16 protein-coding genes, 1 tRNA gene and 1 pseudogene are annotated in these 18,204 nt (G+C 72.4%); 5 read left to right on the top strand and 13 right to left on the bottom strand.

Features of this window, described 5'->3' with window-relative positions; all coding sequences use genetic code 11:
• Positions 1–165: 165 nt before the first annotated feature.
• The 5 genes from thrC to C7M71_RS20650 all read right to left on the bottom strand — a co-directional run bounded on the left by thrC (position 166) and on the right by C7M71_RS20650 (position 6,487).
• On the bottom strand, positions 166–1,257 hold the full coding sequence (gene thrC / locus C7M71_RS20670; RefSeq protein WP_111492549.1) for a threonine synthase: 1,092 nt from the start codon (positions 1,255–1,257) through the stop codon (positions 166–168).
• 9 nt (positions 1,258–1,266) lie between these two features.
• On the bottom strand, positions 1,267–2,559 hold the full coding sequence (locus C7M71_RS20665; protein ID WP_111492550.1) for a homoserine dehydrogenase: 1,293 nt from the start codon (positions 2,557–2,559) through the stop codon (positions 1,267–1,269).
• A 114-nt stretch (positions 2,560–2,673) separates the two neighbouring features.
• Entirely contained in the window at positions 2,674–4,071 is a 1,398-nt protein-coding gene (gene lysA / locus C7M71_RS20660; protein ID WP_111492551.1) for a diaminopimelate decarboxylase, read from the bottom strand.
• Positions 4,072–4,220: 149 nt separating this feature from the next.
• Positions 4,221–5,882, bottom strand: a complete 1,662-nt coding sequence (argS, locus tag C7M71_RS20655) for an arginine--tRNA ligase (protein ID WP_111492552.1) — start codon at positions 5,880–5,882, stop codon at positions 4,221–4,223.
• Between the two features lie 170 nt (positions 5,883–6,052).
• Positions 6,053–6,487 (bottom strand): response regulator, encoded by a 435-nt coding sequence (locus tag C7M71_RS20650; protein WP_229758823.1) that lies wholly within the window; start codon positions 6,485–6,487, stop codon positions 6,053–6,055.
• Between the two features lie 275 nt (positions 6,488–6,762).
• Between C7M71_RS20650 and C7M71_RS20645 the strand changes: the two genes are divergently transcribed.
• A tRNA-Arg gene (locus tag C7M71_RS20645) sits at positions 6,763–6,834 on the top strand.
• Positions 6,835–7,242: 408 nt separating this feature from the next.
• Here C7M71_RS20645 and C7M71_RS20635 read toward each other — a convergent pair.
• Positions 7,243–7,422, bottom strand: a pseudogene (locus C7M71_RS20635) (YdeI/OmpD-associated family protein); the annotation flags it as partial.
• 161 nt (positions 7,423–7,583) lie between these two features.
• Here C7M71_RS20635 and C7M71_RS20630 point away from each other — a divergent pair.
• Positions 7,584–8,777, top strand: coding sequence for an aminotransferase-like domain-containing protein (locus C7M71_RS20630; protein WP_111492555.1), 1,194 nt, complete (start codon positions 7,584–7,586; stop codon positions 8,775–8,777).
• A 68-nt stretch (positions 8,778–8,845) separates the two neighbouring features.
• On the opposite strand, the gene C7M71_RS20625 is transcribed toward C7M71_RS20630, so the two are convergent.
• The 5 genes from C7M71_RS20625 to C7M71_RS20605 all read right to left on the bottom strand — a co-directional run bounded on the left by C7M71_RS20625 (position 8,846) and on the right by C7M71_RS20605 (position 12,920).
• A complete protein-coding gene (locus C7M71_RS20625) occupies positions 8,846–9,088 on the bottom strand; it encodes a DUF397 domain-containing protein (RefSeq protein ID WP_111492556.1) in 243 nt (80 codons plus the stop codon).
• 169 nt (positions 9,089–9,257) lie between these two features.
• Positions 9,258–9,992 carry a hypothetical protein gene (locus tag C7M71_RS20620; RefSeq protein WP_111492557.1) on the bottom strand — a complete coding sequence of 245 codons (735 nt, stop codon included), beginning with the start codon at positions 9,990–9,992 and terminating at the stop codon, positions 9,258–9,260.
• Positions 9,989–12,265, bottom strand: a complete 2,277-nt coding sequence (locus C7M71_RS20615; RefSeq protein ID WP_114914461.1) for a zinc metalloprotease — start codon at positions 12,263–12,265, stop codon at positions 9,989–9,991. Before C7M71_RS20615 ends, C7M71_RS20620 begins: the two co-directional genes overlap by 4 nt.
• 101 nt (positions 12,266–12,366) lie before the next feature.
• Positions 12,367–12,585, bottom strand: coding sequence for a hypothetical protein (locus C7M71_RS20610; protein WP_111494481.1), 219 nt, complete (start codon positions 12,583–12,585; stop codon positions 12,367–12,369).
• Between the two features lie 119 nt (positions 12,586–12,704).
• Positions 12,705–12,920 carry a hypothetical protein gene (locus C7M71_RS20605; protein ID WP_111494479.1) on the bottom strand — a complete coding sequence of 72 codons (216 nt, stop codon included), beginning with the start codon at positions 12,918–12,920 and terminating at the stop codon, positions 12,705–12,707.
• A gap of 298 nt (positions 12,921–13,218) precedes the next feature.
• On the opposite strand from C7M71_RS20605, the gene C7M71_RS20600 reads away from it, so the two are divergent.
• Both C7M71_RS20600 and C7M71_RS20595 read left to right on the top strand, forming a co-directional pair.
• A complete protein-coding gene (locus C7M71_RS20600) occupies positions 13,219–13,575 on the top strand; it encodes a helix-turn-helix domain-containing protein (RefSeq protein ID WP_111494477.1) in 357 nt (118 codons plus the stop codon).
• Positions 13,576–13,732: 157 nt separating this feature from the next.
• On the top strand, positions 13,733–14,026 hold the full coding sequence (locus tag C7M71_RS20595) for a hypothetical protein (protein WP_111494475.1): 294 nt from the start codon (positions 13,733–13,735) through the stop codon (positions 14,024–14,026).
• Positions 14,027–14,122: 96 nt separating this feature from the next.
• Here C7M71_RS20595 and C7M71_RS20590 read toward each other — a convergent pair whose 3' ends face one another.
• Positions 14,123–15,823, bottom strand: coding sequence for a DUF885 domain-containing protein (locus tag C7M71_RS20590; protein ID WP_111494473.1), 1,701 nt, complete (start codon positions 15,821–15,823; stop codon positions 14,123–14,125).
• Between the two features lie 511 nt (positions 15,824–16,334).
• Positions 16,335–17,333 carry a Gfo/Idh/MocA family protein gene (locus C7M71_RS20585; protein ID WP_111494219.1) on the bottom strand — a complete coding sequence of 333 codons (999 nt, stop codon included), beginning with the start codon at positions 17,331–17,333 and terminating at the stop codon, positions 16,335–16,337.
• Between the two features lie 125 nt (positions 17,334–17,458).
• Here C7M71_RS20585 and C7M71_RS20580 point away from each other — a divergent pair, with 125 nt between their 5' ends.
• Entirely contained in the window at positions 17,459–18,193 is a 735-nt protein-coding gene (locus tag C7M71_RS20580; protein WP_111494217.1) for a TetR/AcrR family transcriptional regulator, read from the top strand.
• Positions 18,194–18,204 lie beyond the last annotated feature (11 nt).

The following is an 18,204-nucleotide window of genomic DNA, read 5'->3' as shown; positions in this document are numbered from 1 at the left end:
TCGAAGAGAGGTTCTCCGGCGGTACACCCCGCGTACTCCTGGCTGCCGTGTTGCCCGGCGGGGCCGGTTCCGGAGGGGCGGGCGCGCGGGCCCGCCCCTCCTCAGCCGATGTCCTTGCGGCGTGAGCCGATGTCCTTGCGGCGTGCGACGTCCTTGCGGCGTGGGTCAGCCGGTCAGGCCGAGCCGCTCCGCGGCCGCGTCGGCGTCCACCGGGACCACCACGGGCTGGGGAGCGCCCATCACCGCCCAGTCGGGGTCCTTGAGGCCGTTGCCGGTGACGGTGCAGACGATCCGCTGGCCGGGGTCGACCAGGCCCTGCTCGGCGGCGTACAGCAGCCCGGCCACCGACGCGGCCGAGGCCGGCTCCACGAAGACGCCCTCGCGGGAGGCCAGCAGCCGGTACGCGGAGAGGATCTGACGGTCGGTCACCTTGTCGATCAGGCCGCCGGATTCGTCCCGGGCGGCCAGCGCGAAGTCCCAGGAGGCCGGGTTGCCGATCCGGATGGCGGTGGCGATGGTCTGCGGCTGGAGCACCGGGGCGCCATCGACGATCGGCGCCGAGCCGGACGCCTGGAAGCCCCACATCCGGGGCGTGCGGGTGGCCATGCCGTCCGCCGCGTACTCCCGGTAGCCCTTCCAGTAGGCGGTGATGTTGCCCGCGTTGCCGACCGGCAGGACATGGATGTCCGGCGCGTCGCCGAGCGCGTCCACGATCTCGAAGGAGGCCGTCTTCTGGCCCTCGATCCGGGCCGGGTTCACCGAGTTCACCAGGGCCACCGGGTACTTCTCGGAGAGCCCACGGGCGAGGGTGAGGCAGTCGTCGAAGTTGCCGTCCACCTGGAGGATGGAGGCGCCGTGCACCAGCGCCTGGCCCATCTTGCCCAGCGCGATCTTGCCCTGCGGCACCAGCACCGCGCAGACCATCCCGGCCCGCACCGCATACGCGGCGGCGGAGGCGGAGGTGTTGCCGGTGGAGGCGCAGATGACGGCCTGCGCGCCCTGCTCCTTGGCCTGCGAGATGGCCATGGTCATGCCCCGGTCCTTGAAGGAGCCGGTCGGATTGGCGCCCTCGACCTTGAGGTAGACGTCGCATCCGGTGCGCTCGGAGAGCAGCTGTGCCGGGACGAGCGGCGTACCGCCCTCAAGGAGGGTGACCACCGGGGTGGTGTCCGTGACCGGCAGCCGGTCGCGGTACTCCTCGATGAGGCCCCGCCACTGGTGGGTGTGGCGCCGGGGGCTGTCGACGACGGCGTTCATACTGCTCTCCTACTCCCCTTCGACCCGCATGATGCTGGCCACGTCTCGCACGCTGTCCAGCGCGCGGAGCTTGTCGACCGTCGCCGACAGGGCGGCGTCGGTGGCGCGGTGGGTGACCACCACAAGCGAGGCATCGCCGTCGCGGCCCTGCTGGCGCACGGTGTCGATGGAGACACCGTGCTCGGCGAAGACGGTCGCGACCTGGGCGAGCACGCCCGCGCGGTCGGCCACGTCCAGGCTGACGTGGTAGCGGGTGACGACATCGCCCATCGGGCGGGCCGGCAGCTCGGTGTAGGCCGACTCGCCGGGCCCGGTGGCCTCGGCGATCTTGTTGCGGCAGACCGCGACCAGGTCGCCGAGGACGGCGCTGGCGGTCGGCGAGCCGCCGGCGCCCGGGCCGTAGAACATCAGCCGGCCGGCCGCCTCGGCCTCCACGAAGACCGCGTTGTACGCCTCGCGGACCGACGCCAGCGGATGGCTGAGCGGGATCATCGCGGGGTGGACGCGGGCGGTGACACTGCGGCCGTCCCGGGCTCGCTCGCAGATGGCGAGCAGCTTCACCACGCAGCCCATCTCCTTGGCGCTGCGGATGTCGGCCGCAGTGACCTCGGTGATGCCCTCGCGGTAGACCTCGGCCGCGGTGACCCGGGTGTGGAAGGCGATCCCGGCCAGGATCGCCGCCTTCGCCGCCGCGTCGAACCCCTCCACGTCGGCGGTGGGGTCGGCCTCGGCATAGCCCAGCGCGGTGGCCTCCTCCAGCGCCTCGGAGTACCCGGCGCCGGAGGAGTCCATCTTGTCCAGGATGAAGTTGGTGGTGCCGTTGACGATGCCCAGCACCCGGTTGACCTTGTCACCGGCCAGCGACTCGCGCAGCGGGCGGATCAGCGGGATGGCTCCGGCCACGGCGGCCTCGTAGTACAGGTCCACCCCGGCACCGACCGCCGCGGCGTGCAGCGCCGCGCCGTCCTGGGCCAGCAGCGCCTTGTTGGCGGAGACCACCGAGGCGCCGTGCTCGAAGGCCGAGAGGATCAGCCCCCGGGCCGGCTCGATCCCGCCGATCACCTCCACCACGACGTCGATGTCGCCGCGTTTGACCAGCTCGGTGGCGTCGGTGGTGACCAGGTGCTCGGGTACGCCGGGGCGCGGCCGACCGGCCCTGCGCACCGCCACCCCCGCGAGCTCCACCGGCGCACCGATGCGCGCGGCGAGGTCGGCGGCGTGCGTCGTCATGATGCGCGCCACCTCGGAGCCCACCACTCCACAGCCCAGCAGCGCCACCTTCAGCGGCCGCGTACGCATCATCCGACTCCGCTCTTCGTCATCCGTCGTCGAGGAGTCCACAGGAGGACTCTCCGCCCCAGTTTCATGGAGTTCCGGGCCGGATCTCCGCCCGTTCCACGATCTGAGACCACAATTTCAGCAATCGATATCGAGGCGCAGAAGATCCTCTTCCGTCTCCCGCCGTACGACCACCCTGGCCCGGCCCTCGCGGACCGCCACCACCGGCGGACGCAGCACATGGTTGTAGTTGCTGGCCATGGAGCGGCAGTAGGCACCCGTGGCCGGGACCGCGATCAGGTCGCCCGGCGCCAGGTCGGCGGGGAGGAAGGCGTCCCGCACCACGATGTCACCCGACTCGCAGTGCTTGCCGACCACCCGGGTCAGCATCGGCTCCGCGTCCGAGGAGCGGGAGACCAGCGCCACCGAGTACTCGGCGTCGTACAGGGCGGTGCGGATGTTGTCCGACATGCCGCCGTCCACGCTGACATAGGTGCGCAGGCCGTCCAGGTGCTTGACGGTGCCGACCTCGTACAGCGTGAAGGTGGTCGGACCGGCGATGGCCCGGCCCGGCTCCACCGACAGCCGGGGCACCCGCAGCCCGGCCGCAGCGCACTCCCGGCGCACGATCTCGAAGAGCGCCTTGGCGATCAGCGTCGGCTCGCTGGGGTCGTCCTCGCTGGTGTACGCGATGCCGAGGCCGCCGCCGAGGTCGATCTCCGGCAGCTGGATCCCATGCTCGTCGCGGATCTCGCTCAGCAGGCCGACCACCCGGCGCGCGGCCACCTCGAACCCGGCGGTGTCGAAGATCTGCGAGCCGATGTGCGAGTGGATGCCGACCAGTTCCAGGCTCTCCAGCTTCAGTACCCGCCGCACCGCCTCGGCGGCGCCGCCGCCGCTGAGCGAGAGGCCGAACTTCTGGTCCTCGTGGGCGGTGGCGATGAACTCGTGGGTGTGCGCCTCCACCCCGACGGTCACCCGGACCAGCACCTTCTGCCGTACGCCCTGCTCGTCGGCGATGAAGGCCAGCCGGGCGATCTCCTCGAAGGAGTCGACCACGATCCGGCCGACGCCCGCCGCCACCGCCTGCTCCAGCTCATGCGCCGACTTGTTGTTGCCGTGGAAGGCGATCCGCTCGGCCGGCATCCCGGCAGAGAGGGCCACGGCCAACTCGCCACCGCTGCACACATCGAGGTTGAGGCCCTCCTCGTGCAACCAGCGCACCACCGCCCGGCAGAGGAACGCCTTGCCCGCGTAGAAGACGTCGGCGTCCTCGCCGAACGCCTCCCGCCAGCCGCGCGCCCGGGCGCGGAAGTCGTCCTCGTCCAGGATGTACGCGGGGGTGCCGAACTCCTCGGCCAGGGTCCGCACATCGACCCCGCCGACGGTGGCGGCGCCGCCCAGCGGGCCCCGGGCGACGGTGCGCGACCAGACCTTGGGGTCAAGGGCGTTGAGGTCGGCGGGCGGGGCGCTGTAGTGGCCCTCGGGCAGGACGTCGCCGTGGCGCGGGCCCGCGGGGTGCGCGGAGCGGCTCATGTGCTGATCTCTCCCTGTGCGTGTGCCCTGGTGCGTGTGCTGCTGCTCTGCCTGTGCTCGTCTGCCGGCCCTGGTTGCGGAGAGGGGCGGCGGGGTGAGGTCACCGCCGCCGCCCCTCCGCCGTCACCCCAGGCGTTCGGGTACGGCCGTCACATGCGCTCGGGGGCCGAGACGCCGAGCAGACCGAGGCCGTTGGCGATCACCGTACGGGTCGCCTCGGCCAGCCAGAGCCGGGCGCGGGTGAGGTCGGTGGCCTCCTCGTCGCCGCGCGGCAGGATCCGGCAGTTGTCGTAGAAGCGGTGGTACGTGCCGGCCAGCTGCTCCAGGTAGCGGGCCACCCGGTGCGGCTCGCGCAGCTCGCCTGCGGCGGCGACCACGCGCGGGAACTCGCCGACCATGCCCAGCAGCTCCGACTCCCACTCGGTGGCCAGCAGCTCCGGCTTGAAGTCGGCGGCGGCGCCCTTGTCGATGCCCAGCTGGGCGGCGTTGCGGGCGACGGAGCTCATCCGGGCGTGCGCATACTGCACGTAGTAGACCGGGTTCTCGTTCGACTGGCTGGTGAGCACGTCGATGTCGAGGGTGAGCGTGGAGTCGGTGGAGGAGCGCGCCAGCGAGTAGCGGGCCGCGTCCACCCCGATCCAGTCGACCACGTCGTCGATGGTGATGATGTTGCCGGCCCGCTTGGACATGCGGACCTCTTCGCCGTCCTTGAGCATCTTCACAAACTGGCCGATGAGGACCTCGATATTGCGCTCGGGGTCGTCTCCGGCGCAGGCCACGATCGCCTTGAGGCGGCCCACGTAGCCGTGGTGGTCGGCGCCCAGCATGTAGACGTTGACCTCGTTGCCACGGTCCCGCTTGGAGAGGTAGTAGGCGGCGTCGGAGGCGAAGTAGGTGGTGTCCCCGTCCGCCTTGACCAGGACCCGGTCCTTGTCGTCGCCGAAGTCGGTGGTGCGCAGCCAGATGGCGCCGTCCTGGTCGAAGACATGGCCCTGGGCGCGCAGCCGCTCGATCGCCTTCTCCACGGCGCCCGAGTCATGCAGCGACTTCTCGGAGAACCAGACGTCGAAGTGGACGCCGAACTCCTCCATGGAGCGCTGGATCTCGGCCACCATCAGCTTCAGGCCCTCGGCGCGGAACACCTCCAGCTGCTCGGCGTCGGGCAGGTCCAGCACGCCCGGGTGCGCGTCCACGATCTGCTTGGCGATGTCGCCGATGTACTCGCCGACATAGCCGTCCTCGGGCACCGGCCAGCCGTTGGCCGAGGCGTGCAGGGAGGCGCCGAACTTGGAGATCTGCACCCCGGCGTCGTTGATGTAGTACTCGGTGGTCACCTCGGCGCCGCCCGCCCGGAGGATCCGGCCGAGCGAGTCGCCGACCGCCGCCCAGCGGACACCGCCGATGTGGATCGGGCCGGTGGGGTTGGCGGAGACGAACTCCAGGTTGATCTTCAGACCCTGGAAGGCGTCATTGCGCCCGTACGCCTCGCCCGCCTCCACCACGGTGCGGGCCAGCCCGCCCTGGGTGGCGGCGTCCAGGGTGATGTTGAGGAAGCCGGGGCCGGCGATGTCCACCCCGGCGACACCCGGCACCTTGGCCAGACGCGCGGAGACCAGCTCCGCCACCTGTCGCGGCGGCTTCCCGGCCGACTTGGCGAGCTGGAGGGCCACATTGGTGGCGTAGTCGCCGTGGTCCTTGTTCTTGGGCCGCTCGACGGTCACCTGCTCGGGCACGGCGACGGTCAGCTCGCCCGCCTCGACGGCGGCGCGAACCGCGGACAGCACTGCCTGGGAAAGCTCTGCGGGTGTCACGGTGCAAGCGTAGGCGAGAGGGAGGTGGGTACCGCCATCGGGTTTAAGGCGTGAGACACCGCGCGCCGCCCCGACGGGGGCCATGGCATCCATCCCCATTTCCCACCATCCGGCCGATTCCGCCCCCTTGGAACCCGCCTCCCCCGCACACCGGGCGTCCCCGTTCTGCCCTAATCCGTTCGCGGAGAGCGGAACCTTCGGTCGGGTCGCGCCGCCGACCCCAGACCCACCCCGGCTCCCCCGCCGCCACCGCCCTCGCGGGTCGCCCGGCCCGGGGGCAGCGCCATCAGCCGGCGCACCAGCTCCACCAGATCGACCGGCTCGAACGGCTTGCCGAGGTAGCCGTCCACCCCGACCGACTCCCCGCGCTCCAGATCCGCCGGGGTGCAGGCGCTGACTATGGCGATGCGCAGATGGCTGGTCCCCGGATCGCAGCGCAGCCGCGCCGCCGTCCGCAACCCGTCCAACCGGGGCATGACCACATCGAGGGTGACGACGTCGGGCTGGACTCGCTCCACGATCTCCAGGCACTCGGCACCGTCGGCGGCGGTCACCACCTCGAACCCCTCAAGTTCGAGATTGACCCTGATCAGCTGTCGGATCACCTCGCTGTCATCGACCACGAGGACCCGACCGGACACGCCAGGCACATCACCGAGGGTAGGCGTGCCCCCTGCGGCCCGTCCGCGTTTTACCGACTTCGACGCCGCCCCGGCCCGGATTCACCACGTCCGGTGACCACCACCCCCTCCGGTGGACGCCATCCCCCGACACCAGACCGACCCCCGAACACCCACCGCCCGACACCCCCCACCACCCCAAAACCCTGTGCACGTCCACCGTCTCCGAGCTGGTAGTGTTCTTCCCGTCGCAAGAACAAGCCCCCGTAGCTCAGGGGATAGAGCAACGGCCTCCGGAGCCGTGTGCGCAGGTTCGAATCCTGCCGGGGGCACTTCGCGAGAAGTGCCGACAGACCCCGCAAGCAGCAGAGATGCTGACTGCGGGGTCTTGTTGCATGTGCCACCGAGAGTCGGCCGATGACGCCGTGGGACGGCCTTCGCGGAACAGTCGACAGGTAACCTCCGCGCAGGAGGGTGCCATGTCGGCGTGGATCATGTTGGGTTCAGGATGCTTTCTCGTGGCTATGGGGGTGCTGTGGATAGCCATGGGCGGTGGTTTCGTCCTGGACGGGGGCCCGATACTCCTCGGATTGCCTTCCGGAATCGGGTCGGCACTGTCCACCGTGGCTCTTGGACTCATCCTGCTCGCTGCGGTGCTCCAGGTTCGGGCCGGAGTGTTCGCGAGGCGTCGTGCCGACAGCAACGACTGACAGCAACGGCCGCAGACACCCTCTCCGTGACTACGGGTGCAGCTTCTCGCCCTTCGCCAGCATCACTACGTACTTTTCGATCCGGCGCGCCCGGGTCTCGGGCTTCTTGGCGTCTTGGATCCGGTACAGGATCGCGTAGCGGTTCTGCCGGTCCAGTGTCTCGAAGAACTCCGCCGCGGCCGGGTCGGCGGTCAGGGCCGCCGTGAGGTCGTGCGAGGCCGGCTGCCCTCGCCGGTCCTTCACCGAGCAGCTCCCGCAGCGCTGTGTCCTCCGGGTCGATGAGCACGGTCATGGCTGCTGCCTTGAGCTTGACCACGACCGGATGGTGGAAGGGGTGTCGGGGTGGCGGCGGGGGTCCGTAGGGTGCGGCCATGACGAGCCGAGCTGATGTGCCTGCCCTTGCTGCCCGTGCTGCCTCGGTCGGGGCCTCTCCGGTACGGGAGATCCTGGCGCTCACCGAGCGGCCCGAGGTGATCTCGTTTGCGGGCGGGCTGCCGGCGCCGGAGCTGTTCGATGCCGAGGGGATCCGGGCGGCGTATGACCGGGTGCTGGCGGAGCAGCCTCGGCGGGTGCTCCAGTACTCGACCACGGAGGGGGATCCGGCGCTGCGGGCGGCGGTGGCGGGGCGGCTGGCGGCGCGGGGGCTGCCGACCGGGCCGGAGGAGCTGGTGGTGACGGCCGGTTCGCAGCAGGCGCTGACGCTGATCGCCACGGCGCTGCTGGAGCCGGGGGATGTGGTGCTGGTCGAGGATCCGACGTATCTGGCGGCGTTGCAGTGCTTCGGCTTCGCGGGTGCGCGGGTGGTGCCGGTGCCGTCGGACGGGGACGGGGTGGACCCGGGGGCGCTGGCGGAGCTGGTGGTCCGGGAGCGGCCCAAGCTGCTGTACCTCGTCCCGAACTTCCAGAACCCGACCGGTCGTACGCTGCCCGCCGAGCGGCGGCGGGCGGTGGCGGAGGTGGCGGCGCGGCACGGGCTGTGGATCGTGGAGGACGACCCGTACGGCGAACTGCGGTTCAGTGGCGAGCCGGTGCCGTGGATCGCGTCACTGGACGGCGCGGCGGACCGCACGGTGCTGCTGGGCAGCTTCTCCAAGGTCATGGCGCCGGGGATGCGGCTGGGCTGGCTGCGGGCGCCGGCCGCGCTGCGCCGTGCCTGCGTGATCGCCAAGCAGGCCGCCGATCTGCACTCCTCCACGGTGGACCAGGCGGCGGCGGCCCGGTATCTGGCGGATGCGGATCTGGATGGGCATCTGGCGCGGGTGCGGGGCGCATACCGCGAGCGCCGGGACGCGCTGCTCGGGGGGCTTCCGGAGGCGCTGCCGCAGGGGAGTGCGTGGAACCGTCCGGAGGGCGGGATGTTCGTCTGGGTGCGGCTGCCGGACGGTCAGGATGCGACGGCCCTGCTGCGGGAGGCGGTCGCCCACGATGTGGCGTATGTGCCCGGGGCGCCCTTCTACGCGGGGCCGCCGGACCGGGGGGCGCTGCGGATGTCGTTCACCACGCACACTCCGGAGGAGATCGGGGTGGGGCTGAAGCGGTTGGCGGCGGTGTTCGGGCAGCGGTAGGGCACGGGGCCGGCGGATGCGGGTCGGCCCCGCCTGGGACGCGGCGGGGCCGACTGCGGGGCGGCGGTTCAGGAGAGGCGGCTGAACTCGCCGTCGCGGGCGCCGTCGAGGAATGCCTTCCACTCGCGGGCCGTGAAGGTCAGGACCGCGCCGTGGGGGTTCTTGGAGTCGCGGATCGAGGCGCCGCCGTCCGGGGTGGGCGCGACCTCGACACAGGTGGAGTCGCCGTTGCTGTGGCTGCTCTTGTGCCACTCCTGGCGGGTGGCCTTCTCCTGGCGGGTGGTCTTGTCCCGGGGGGTCTTAGCAGACATCTGTCGTCTCCTTGCGGGGCCGGCGTCCTTCGCCGGGCCCGGAATCAGCCTGCCTCCGTATGCACACGTTCGCGACTCGAACAGTTACTCGGAGTCATCGCCGCCGGCCGTCCGGCGGGCCCGGGTCGGCGGGCTGCCGGACGGCCGGGGGCTGGCCGACCAGGAGTGTCTAGGACGGCCAGCCGTCCATCAGGGAGTGCACGGTGACCTTGGGCGAGGTGGGTGAGGCGAAGAAGCCGGAGCGGGTGGGCGCGGCCTTGGCGGGGGCCTGCGCGGCGGCGGACTTGAGGACGGTGACGACGCGGGCGGCCAGCGCGTCGGCCTTCTGCTGGAGCGCGGCGGGCGAGTCGGTGGTGCCGCGCAGCGCGTAGAGCTCGCGCTGGATCTCGGTGAGCTTGGCCCGGTCGGCGCTGTTCAGGTGCATGGCCTGCGGGGTGTCCACGATGAACTGGTAGGCGCCGGCCATGGTTTCGCAGCCGGTGCACTGGTTGTTGGCGGCTCGGCTGACGTTCTTGGCGTTGAGGTTCAGGTGGCTGCCGCCCATGGTGACGATCTGGAAGGAGAGTGCCACCGAGCGGCAGTGCTCGGAGCCGGTGCAGCCGCTGGAGGAGGCGAGGGCCTGGTTGGCGATCCCGGCGCCGATGGTGTCGCCGTACTCGTGGATGGCGAACGACGCCTTGAAGTCACGGGTGTGGGCCCGGTGGGCGTTGCTGATAGCGCTGTCGGCCTGGATGTGCACCTCGGGCATGGTGAGCCCGAAGGGGGCGGCCGGGGCCGGGCCGCTCGCGGCCTGGGCGGGGGCGGCCGACGCGACGGCGGCCAGGCCGGCGGTGGCGATCAGTCCGATGCGCAGGGCCTGCTGGGCGCGTTGCTGGCGCGGCTTGCGGTGGTTGCTGTGCTTCACGGTCTCTCTCCGATGGCGGTGGGCGGTGGTTCGGCCGGCGGTGCCGGTGTGGTTGTGGGGTGGGTGTGGGTGTGGGTGTGGGTGTGGGTGTGGGTGTGGGTGTGGTCGGCGGCAGGGCGGTGGTGGCGGTGGTGGGTGGACCGGTGTGGGGGCGGGGGCGGCGGGTCAGGAGGCGGCGGGGGTGGTGGGCGGCGGGGTGGTGGGGGATGGGGGCGGCGGGGACTCGGCGGGTGCGCTGCTGGCCGGGGGTGGGCTGGTCTCGGGCGGCGGGGTGGTCTCCGGGGTGTGGTGGCGTCCGGCGGCGGGGTGGTCTCCACGGGCGGCGGGGTGCCGTGCGGCGGCGGTGCCGAGGCGGTGCCGGTGGCGGAGGCCGCAGGCGGCGGGGTGCCGGCCGAGGTGCTGGGCGTGGGCCCGGGTACGGCGGAGCCGGTGGGGCCGGCGGTGCTCATGGACGGGCGCGGGACCGTGGTGGCGGTGCGCTGCCCGGGGGTGCCCTGGCCGGGGCTGGAGCCGGGCACGGGCGTGGCGGGGCCGGTGGTCGGTGCCGGGCGGTCGGGCTGGTTGGGCTGGAGGGCCGGGACGATCGGCGGGCTGGGCGGCAGCGGCTTCGGGGTGAGGCCATGGGTCCAGGCGCCGACCAGGACCGCGCCGACGCAGCCGATTCCGACCAGCAGTCCGATCCGGGCGGCCGGGCGGCCGGCGGTGGCCTTCCCGGCGGCCCGGATCAGCCGGTGGCCGACGCGTACCACCAGGTAGGCGATGCCGCCCATGGGGAGGATCAGCAGCACGGAGCCGACCACGCCGAGCACCGACTCGGCGATGGCGCCCTCGCGGAACGCCTCGGCGGTGCCGGTGATCTGGTCGGTGAGGGAGCGCTGCGCGGTGGAGAGGATGCGCGGCAGGTTCCACAGCGCGTAGGAGAGCTCGCCGACGGCCAGCGGGACCATCATCAGCACCCAGACGGTGACGATGACCCGGGCGGACCGCTTGAGGTCGGCGACCTCGCGGGGCACCGGGCGGCCGGGCACCATGCCCAGCAGGATCGGCTTGATCTTCCCGAAGAGGTCGGGGACGCCGGCCAGGTCGCCCAGGATGTAGTAGCCGTCCAGCCGCAGGGCCGGCATCAGCTGTTCCAGCACCTCGAAGTGGGCCAGGTAGGCGGCGGCCAGGAAGACCTGCTGGCCGGTCAGGAAGTAGCAGCCGAAGAGGCCGAGGATAAAGACGACGTTGAAGTAGATACCGCCGAGGTCGGTGCGGATGCGACCGCCACGGCCGAGCCGGTAGACATCGGTGACGTCGGTGTACATGGCCGGCCAGATGAGGTAGAGCCCGCAGCCGATGCAGCCCGGGTGGGCTCCCCCGTAGCGGCAGGCGGAGGCGTGGCCGAACTCGTGGAAGACCATGGAGGCGACCGTCAGCCCGAGCACCACCAGCAGCATCACCGGCTGCTCCAGGGTGTGCAGCACCGGCGTCATGGCGCCGAACCAGCCGAAGAACCAGACGTCCAGGCCGACGGCGGCCAGCAGCACGGTGGCCACGGCGGGCGCCCGGTGCAGCCAGGAAAGCGAGCGGGAGATCCTGGCCACCCGGCGCTCGTTGAAGAGGACCCGGTGGCCCTTGAGGCTGAGCAGCAGGTCGGTGCGGGGGGCGTCGACCTGGTCGTCGTCCTGGCCGGGCGGGACGGTGATGCCGAGCGGCTGGAGCTTGTTCTCCAGCAGATAGGCGATGTTGTCCGGGCTGACCTCGCGGCCGAACTCAGCGCTCACCCGGTGGGCGATGTGCTCGCGGTCGCGGGTGCCGTCGACCGCGCAGGCGACCAGGTAGAGCAGCCGGGTGAGCTGGACGACCTGGCCGTCACCACGCCGGGCGATATAGCGGGGCTCGGCGAAGCCGGAGCCCCGGTACTCGCCGTGCAGCTTCAGCCCGGCGCTGAGGCGGGGCGGCAGGGCGTCCTGCTCGTCGACGGGTTCGGGCTCGGGCTCGCGCTCGGGTTGCGGCTGTGGCTGTGGCTGCGGCTCGGGCTGCTGCTCGGGTGCCGGGTGGGACGCCAGCGGCTGCACCATGGTGGGCGCCTGGGCGGTCCGGTCGGCGTAACCCCCGGTTCCATACGGGTCGTACGGGTCGTACGGCGCGTACTGCGGGCCGCCGGATTCGGCCTGCTGCTCCTGGAGGTACTGCGCGTAGTAGGCGTCCCAGGTGTACTGCGGCGGGCCGGTGCCCTGGTTCGGGCCGTACGGCCCCGGGCCGTCGCCCTGTTCTCCGAGCGCGGTCATGGCTGTCCTCCCCCTGGACGGCCCGCTCCCCCGCGGGCCGGTGTGCGCCGCGGCGGCGGGGGCGATTGATGCCTCGCCCCCGCCGCCGCGGGTGGTGCGTGCTACTGGTGGATGGAGATGGACTGGTTCGCCGAGGACTGGGCGACCGCGAACGGCGAGTGGTCGTTGAGCGCCAGCGAGTCGTTGGCGGCGCTGACGTTGGCCACGTGCTTGGTGACGTTCACCGTCTTGGCGATGTTGAGGCTGAACTTGGTCAGCGCCTCACGGCCGGGCAGCAGGTCGGCGGACTCGGCGGACAGCTCGTCGATGTTCATGCTCATGGTGGTGCTCTTCTCCTTGCGTACCCCGCCGGCGGGGTGTGCGCCGCCGACGGGTGGTTCCCTACGGGTGGCTGGACGCGGTCGGGCGGTGCGCGGTCAGGCGGCGGCCTGACCCGGCGTCACTGCCTGATGCTGATCGACTGCCCGGCGGAGGACTGGGCCACGGCGGCGGGCGACCACTGGTTCACGGCCTGGGAGCTGTTCTCCGCACCGACGTTGGCGACGTGCTTGGTGACGTTCACCGCCTTGGTGATGTTCAGGCTGAACTTGGCGAGGGCCTCGCGGCCGGGCAGCAGGTCAGCGGACTCGGCGTCGAGCTCACGCGGGTCGAGCATGGTCTTTTCCCCCTCAGGGATAGGCAGGTGTCGGTCGGAAGTGCTCAGGAACCCCCCCGAGCCTTGTCCGATCCGATCGGACGGCCTGTCCGACGAGATTGGACAGTAGTCGCGGCGTCGCGCCCGCCGCAACCGATTTTCCGGAGCGGTGTGCAACAGACCTGTAACAGCGTGCTACGACCCGGGAGCCGGAGGCGGTCGCCGCAGGGGCGGGCACCGGGCGCCGGACGGGCCGCGTCCTAGACTGGGCCGCCATACGCCCGAGCAGGCCGTACGCCCGAGCAGGAAGCGACCACCAGTGGCCAATGCGTTGCAGGAGCTGATCCGGGAACGACTGGACCGGCACGGCTGGTCGTACGGCGACGTGGCGCGGCGCGGTGGCATCCCGCGCTCCACCGTGCACCACCTGGCCACGGTCGAGGGGATCCGCCGGATGCCGCAGCCGGCCACCCTGGAGGGCCTGGCCCGGGGGCTGGAGCTGCCGTTGGAGGCGGTGCGCGGTGCGGCGGCCGAGGCGTGCGGCATCCACCTGTACGCCGACGCGGTGCGCGATCCCGAGGTGGATGTGCTGATCGCCAGCCTGAAGCAGCTCTCGCCGGAGGACCGGCTCCATGTGGCGGCGCTGGTGGAGTCGCTGCTGCGGCGCAACGACTGATCGGCGGCGGCCGGGCGGTCCTCAGAATTGAGGAAGTACGCGCTGCCGGCTGTGGAAAAGGCCGGTTCACCCGGGACTTGGCCGCCGGGCGGTGCCTATCGTCGTCTGGTGCCCCGGGGTCGCGAGAGTCGCGGACCTGCCGGGCGCGGGGGGACGCATGCAGTCCGAACGGCTTCCGGCCCGACCTCGGCTGACGGTGGTGCACGGGGTGCGGGGCTGCCATGCCGCCGCAGTGGCCCGCAGGCCGGACGGCGACTCGGTGCTGGTCCTGCTGCCGGACGAGCCGGTCGCCGACCGGGGCGAGGTGCTGGACCTGGCGGCGGCGCTGCTGACGCGTCAGGAGATGCGGCGGCTGAGGGAGTTCCTGGGGGCGCTGCGCCGGGGCGAGGGGCGCCGTGAACTGCTCGACGGCGCCTCGGTGCTGATCTGCGGGGACGGTCTGGTGAGCTAGGGACTGGGGTGGGAACAGGGGCGGGGCCGCTCGCGGTCCCGGGTGGCGGGGGCCGTACGGGACCGCGAGCGGCGGTGGCGGGCGGGGCGGGGGCGGTCAGAGCCGGGACAGCTCCGCCACCAGGTCATCCAGGCCCAGCGAGCCCTGGGAGAGCGCCGCCATGTGCCATGCCTTGAGGTCGAAGGCGTCGCCATGGGCGGCCCTGGCGGCGGCCCGGCCCTGCAACCAGGCCCGTTCGCCGAGCTTGTAGCCGATGGCCTGGCCGGGCATGCCCAGATACCGGACCAGCTCGCTGTCCAGGAAGTCCGCTGCCAGGCCGCAGTACTGCCCGAAGAACTCGCGGGCGTTCTCCGGGGTCATCGGCTCCCCGGGCCGGTACGGGGAGTCGGCCGGGAAGTCCAGGCCGACGTGCATGCCGATGTCGACGATCACCCGCAGCACCCGCATCATCTGGGCGTTGAGGTAGCCGAGGCGGGCGCCCGGGTCGGTGAGGTAGCCCAGTTCGTCCATCAGCCGCTCGGCGTAGAGCGCCCAGCCCTCGGAGTTGGCGCTGACCTGCCCGAAGCTCACCTGGTAGGTGGAGAGGCTGCCCGCGACGTGGTTCCACTGGGCGAGCTGGAGGTGGTGGCCGGGGACGCCCTCGTGGTACCAGGTGGAGACCAGGTCCCAGATGGGGAAGCGGTCCTGGCCCCGGGTGGGCAGCCAGGTGCGGCCCGGGCGGGAGAAGTCCAGCGACGGCGCGGTGTAGTACGGCGCGGCGGCGCTGCCCGGCGGGGCGATCATCGACTCCACCCGGCGGACCGGCTCCGCCAGGTCGAAGTGGGTGCCCTGGAGGTCCTGGATGGCCTGGTCCATCAGGCCCTGGAGCCAGTCGCGGGCCGCCTCGGCGCCCTCGATGGCCGGTCCGTCCTCCTCCAGATTGCGCATGGCCTCCAGCGGGGTGGCGTCCGGGAGCACCTTGCCGGCCTCGGCGCGCATCTCCGCCGCCAGCTGGTGGAACTCGCCCCAGGCCCAGCGGTATGCCTCGTCCAGGTCGAGGTCGGCGCCGTTCCAGTAGCGGACCATGCGGGCGTAGCGCTCCCGGCCCACGGTGTCGGGGGCGTGCTCGGCGGCCGGGGCGTAGACGTCGCGGAGCCAGTCGCGGAGTTCGGCCAGGGCGGCGGTGGCGGAGGCGGCGGCCCGGTCCAGCTCGTCCCGCAGGGTGTGCGGGCCGTCGGCGGTGAAGTCGGCGAACCAGCTGCTGCCGGAGCCGGAGTCGATCCACTCCGCGAGTTGCCCGACCACGGTGGTGATCTGGCGTGGGCCGGAGAGCAGTCCGCGCCGGATGCCCTCGGTGAGGGTGGCGCGGTAGCCGTCCAGGGCCTGCGGGACGCGGGCCAGGCGGCGGGCGATCACGGCCCAGTCGTCGTCGGTGGCGGTCGGCATCAGGGTGAAGATGTCGCGTACGCCGTGCAGCGGGGAGCCCAGGTTGCGTACGGCTCGGAACTCCTCGCCGGCGTCGTACACGGCCAGTTCGGCGGTCAGCCGTTCGCGCAGCAGGCGGGCACAGCGCCGCTCTGCCGGGTCGTCGCCGGCTCCGGCCCGCTCGGCGGCGTCGAGTTCGGCGAGGGTGCGGCGGCCAAGGTCGGCGAGGGCTGCCTGGCCGCTTGGGGAAAGGTCGGGAAGCCGGTCGTCGCCCGGGGCGAGGCCCAGGTAGGTGGCGGTCAGCGGGTCAAGGGCGACATAGGCGTGGACGTAGGCGTCGGCGATGCGCCGAGGGGTCGCCTGGTCGGCGGTGATGATCGGTTCTTCGGCCATTGCGCCATCCTCACGCAGAACGGTGCGTTTGTGCGCCCATTTCGTGCGTGGCAGGGGACGGTGGCGGTGGCGGGGACGGGGAGGGAAATGGGGGACGGTGGCCGGTGGGACGGGGAGGGGGGCGATGTAAGGGAAGGTGCCGGGAACCGTGTCAGGGGACCAGGACCGGAACGGGAACAGGAACCGGGACGGAGAGCGGGGGCAGGGCCGGGGACGGGGACCGGGACCGGGGCGGTGGCGGAATGTCAGAGACGGGGGCAGGGGGCCAATGTCGGGGACGGGAAGGGAAGCCGGGGACAGGAACCCGGGCCAGGGAAGGGGCCGGTGCCAGGGGCGGGAGTGGGGAGGGGGACGGTGTCAGGGGCAGGGCCGGGGTGTTGGTGGGTGGCTGGGGCAGGGCCGGGGTGTTGGTGGGCGGCAGGGGCAGGGCCGGGGTGTTGGTGGGTGGCTGGGGTGGTGTGCGCCCGGCGAGCCGGTGGGGTGGCTTGCCGGGCGGCGGGTGGGGGTGGGGTTATTCGTCGGGGTAGCGGACGCCGATGCGGTCGCGGACGGTGTCCAGGGTGGCCATCAGGGAGAGGGTGCCGTCCAGGGGGACGAGGTCGGACTCGGTGGCGCCCGCCCGCAGGCAGCGCATCACCTCGCGGGCCTCGTGGGTGTAGCCGTTGCCGGGGTCCTGCTCCAGGGTGACCTGCTCGGCGTCGTGGCCGTCGCGGTGCAGCACAAAGCCGCTGGGGCGGAAGAAGCCATGGGGGATGACGATCCGGCCCCGGGTGCCGTTGATGGCGGCGTAGTGCGAGGTGGCGGCGGTCAGGGAGCAGGAGAGGGTGGCCACGGCGCCGCTGTCGTAGCCGAGCAGGATGCCGGTGTTGTCGTCGACGCCCCCCGGGCCGAGGTGGGCCAGGGCGGAGACGGCGGCGGGGGCGCCGAGGATCAGCTGGGCGAAGGCCACCGGGTAGACGCCGAGGTCCAGCAGGGCGCCGCCGCCCTGGGCGGGGTCGTGCAGCCGGTGGTCGGCCTCGTACGGCACCGCGATGCCGAAGTCGGCGTGGACCGAGCGGACTTCACCGATGGCGCCGTCGGCGATCACCTGCTGGATGCGGCGCACGGTCGGATTGACGTACATCCACATGGCCTCCATCAGGAACAGCTCGCGCTTGCGGGCGAGTGTGACGAGGTCTTGGGCCTGGGCGAGGTTGAGGGTGAAGGGCTTCTCGCAGAGCACGGGCTTTCCGGCCTCCAGGCAGAGGGAGGCGGCCGCGTGGTGGGCGGAGTGCGGGGTGGCGACGTAGATGACGTCGAGGTCGGGGTCGTCCGCGAGGTCCTGCCAGGTGCCGTGCGCCCGGGGTATGCCGTGGCGGTCGGCGAAGCGGCGGGCGGCGTCGGCGGAGCGGGAGCCCACGGCGGCGAGTTCGGCCTCGCCGGGGAGGAGGCTCAGGTCGTCGGCGAAGGAGGCGGCGATGCCGCCGGTGGCGAGGATGCCCCAGCGGACGGGGCGGTGGGCGGTGGTCACCTGTGGCAGCGTACGTGTTGCGGTGGGTCCGGCGATACGGGCTGCCTCGGGTGGTCACTCCCGTACGGGATCGGGGGCCGAACGGCCCGTCCGGGGGGCGCGGGGCGGCGGTTAGGCTGGCCGCCATGCACGCCGACGACGCCGGACCCGCTCCTGAACGCCCGCGACGCGGCCCCTACCGCAGGCTCCCGGTGGAGCAGCGACGCGAGCAGTTGATAGCGGTCGCGCTGGAGCTGTTCGGCACCCGGCCGCCGGAGGAGGTCTCGCTGGACGACGTGGCGGTGGCGGCGGGGGCGTCGCGTCCGCTGGTCTACCGGTACTTCGCCGGTGGCAAGCAGCAGTTGTACGAGGCGGCGCTGCGCAGCGCGGCCGTGGAGCTGACCCGCCGGTTCGTGGAGCCCGCCTCGGGGTCGCCGACCGAGCGGCTGGCGCAGGTGCTGGACCGCTACTTCGGCTTTGTGGCCGAGCATGACGCCGGGTACGGGGCGCTGCTGCGGGGCGGTTCGGTGGTGGAGACGGAGCGGACGTCCGCGATCGTGGACGATGTGCGGCGGGCGGCCTTCCGGCATGTGATGAAGCATCTGGGGGTGCGCGAGCCGGGGCCGCGACTGGCGCTGCTGGTGCGGTCGTGGATCTCGGTGGTGGAGGGGTCCGCGCTGAGCTGGCTGGACGAGGGGCGGCAGATCCCGCAGGACGAGCTGCGGGACTGGCTGGTGGACCAGTTCACCGCCATGTTCGCGGTCACGGCGCTGCATGACCGCCAGGCGGCGGAGGTGCTGTCGGCGATGCTCGACCGGGAGGTGGAGGGCAGCCCGGCGGCCCGGCTGGCGGCCCGGCTGGGCCCGGAGCTGACCAGCTGACCAGCCGGCCA

The organism is Peterkaempfera bronchialis (assembly GCF_003258605.2).
Lineage (GTDB): Bacteria > Actinomycetota > Actinomycetes > Streptomycetales > Streptomycetaceae > Peterkaempfera > Peterkaempfera bronchialis.
This window is presented reverse-complemented; position numbering and strand designations above follow the sequence as displayed.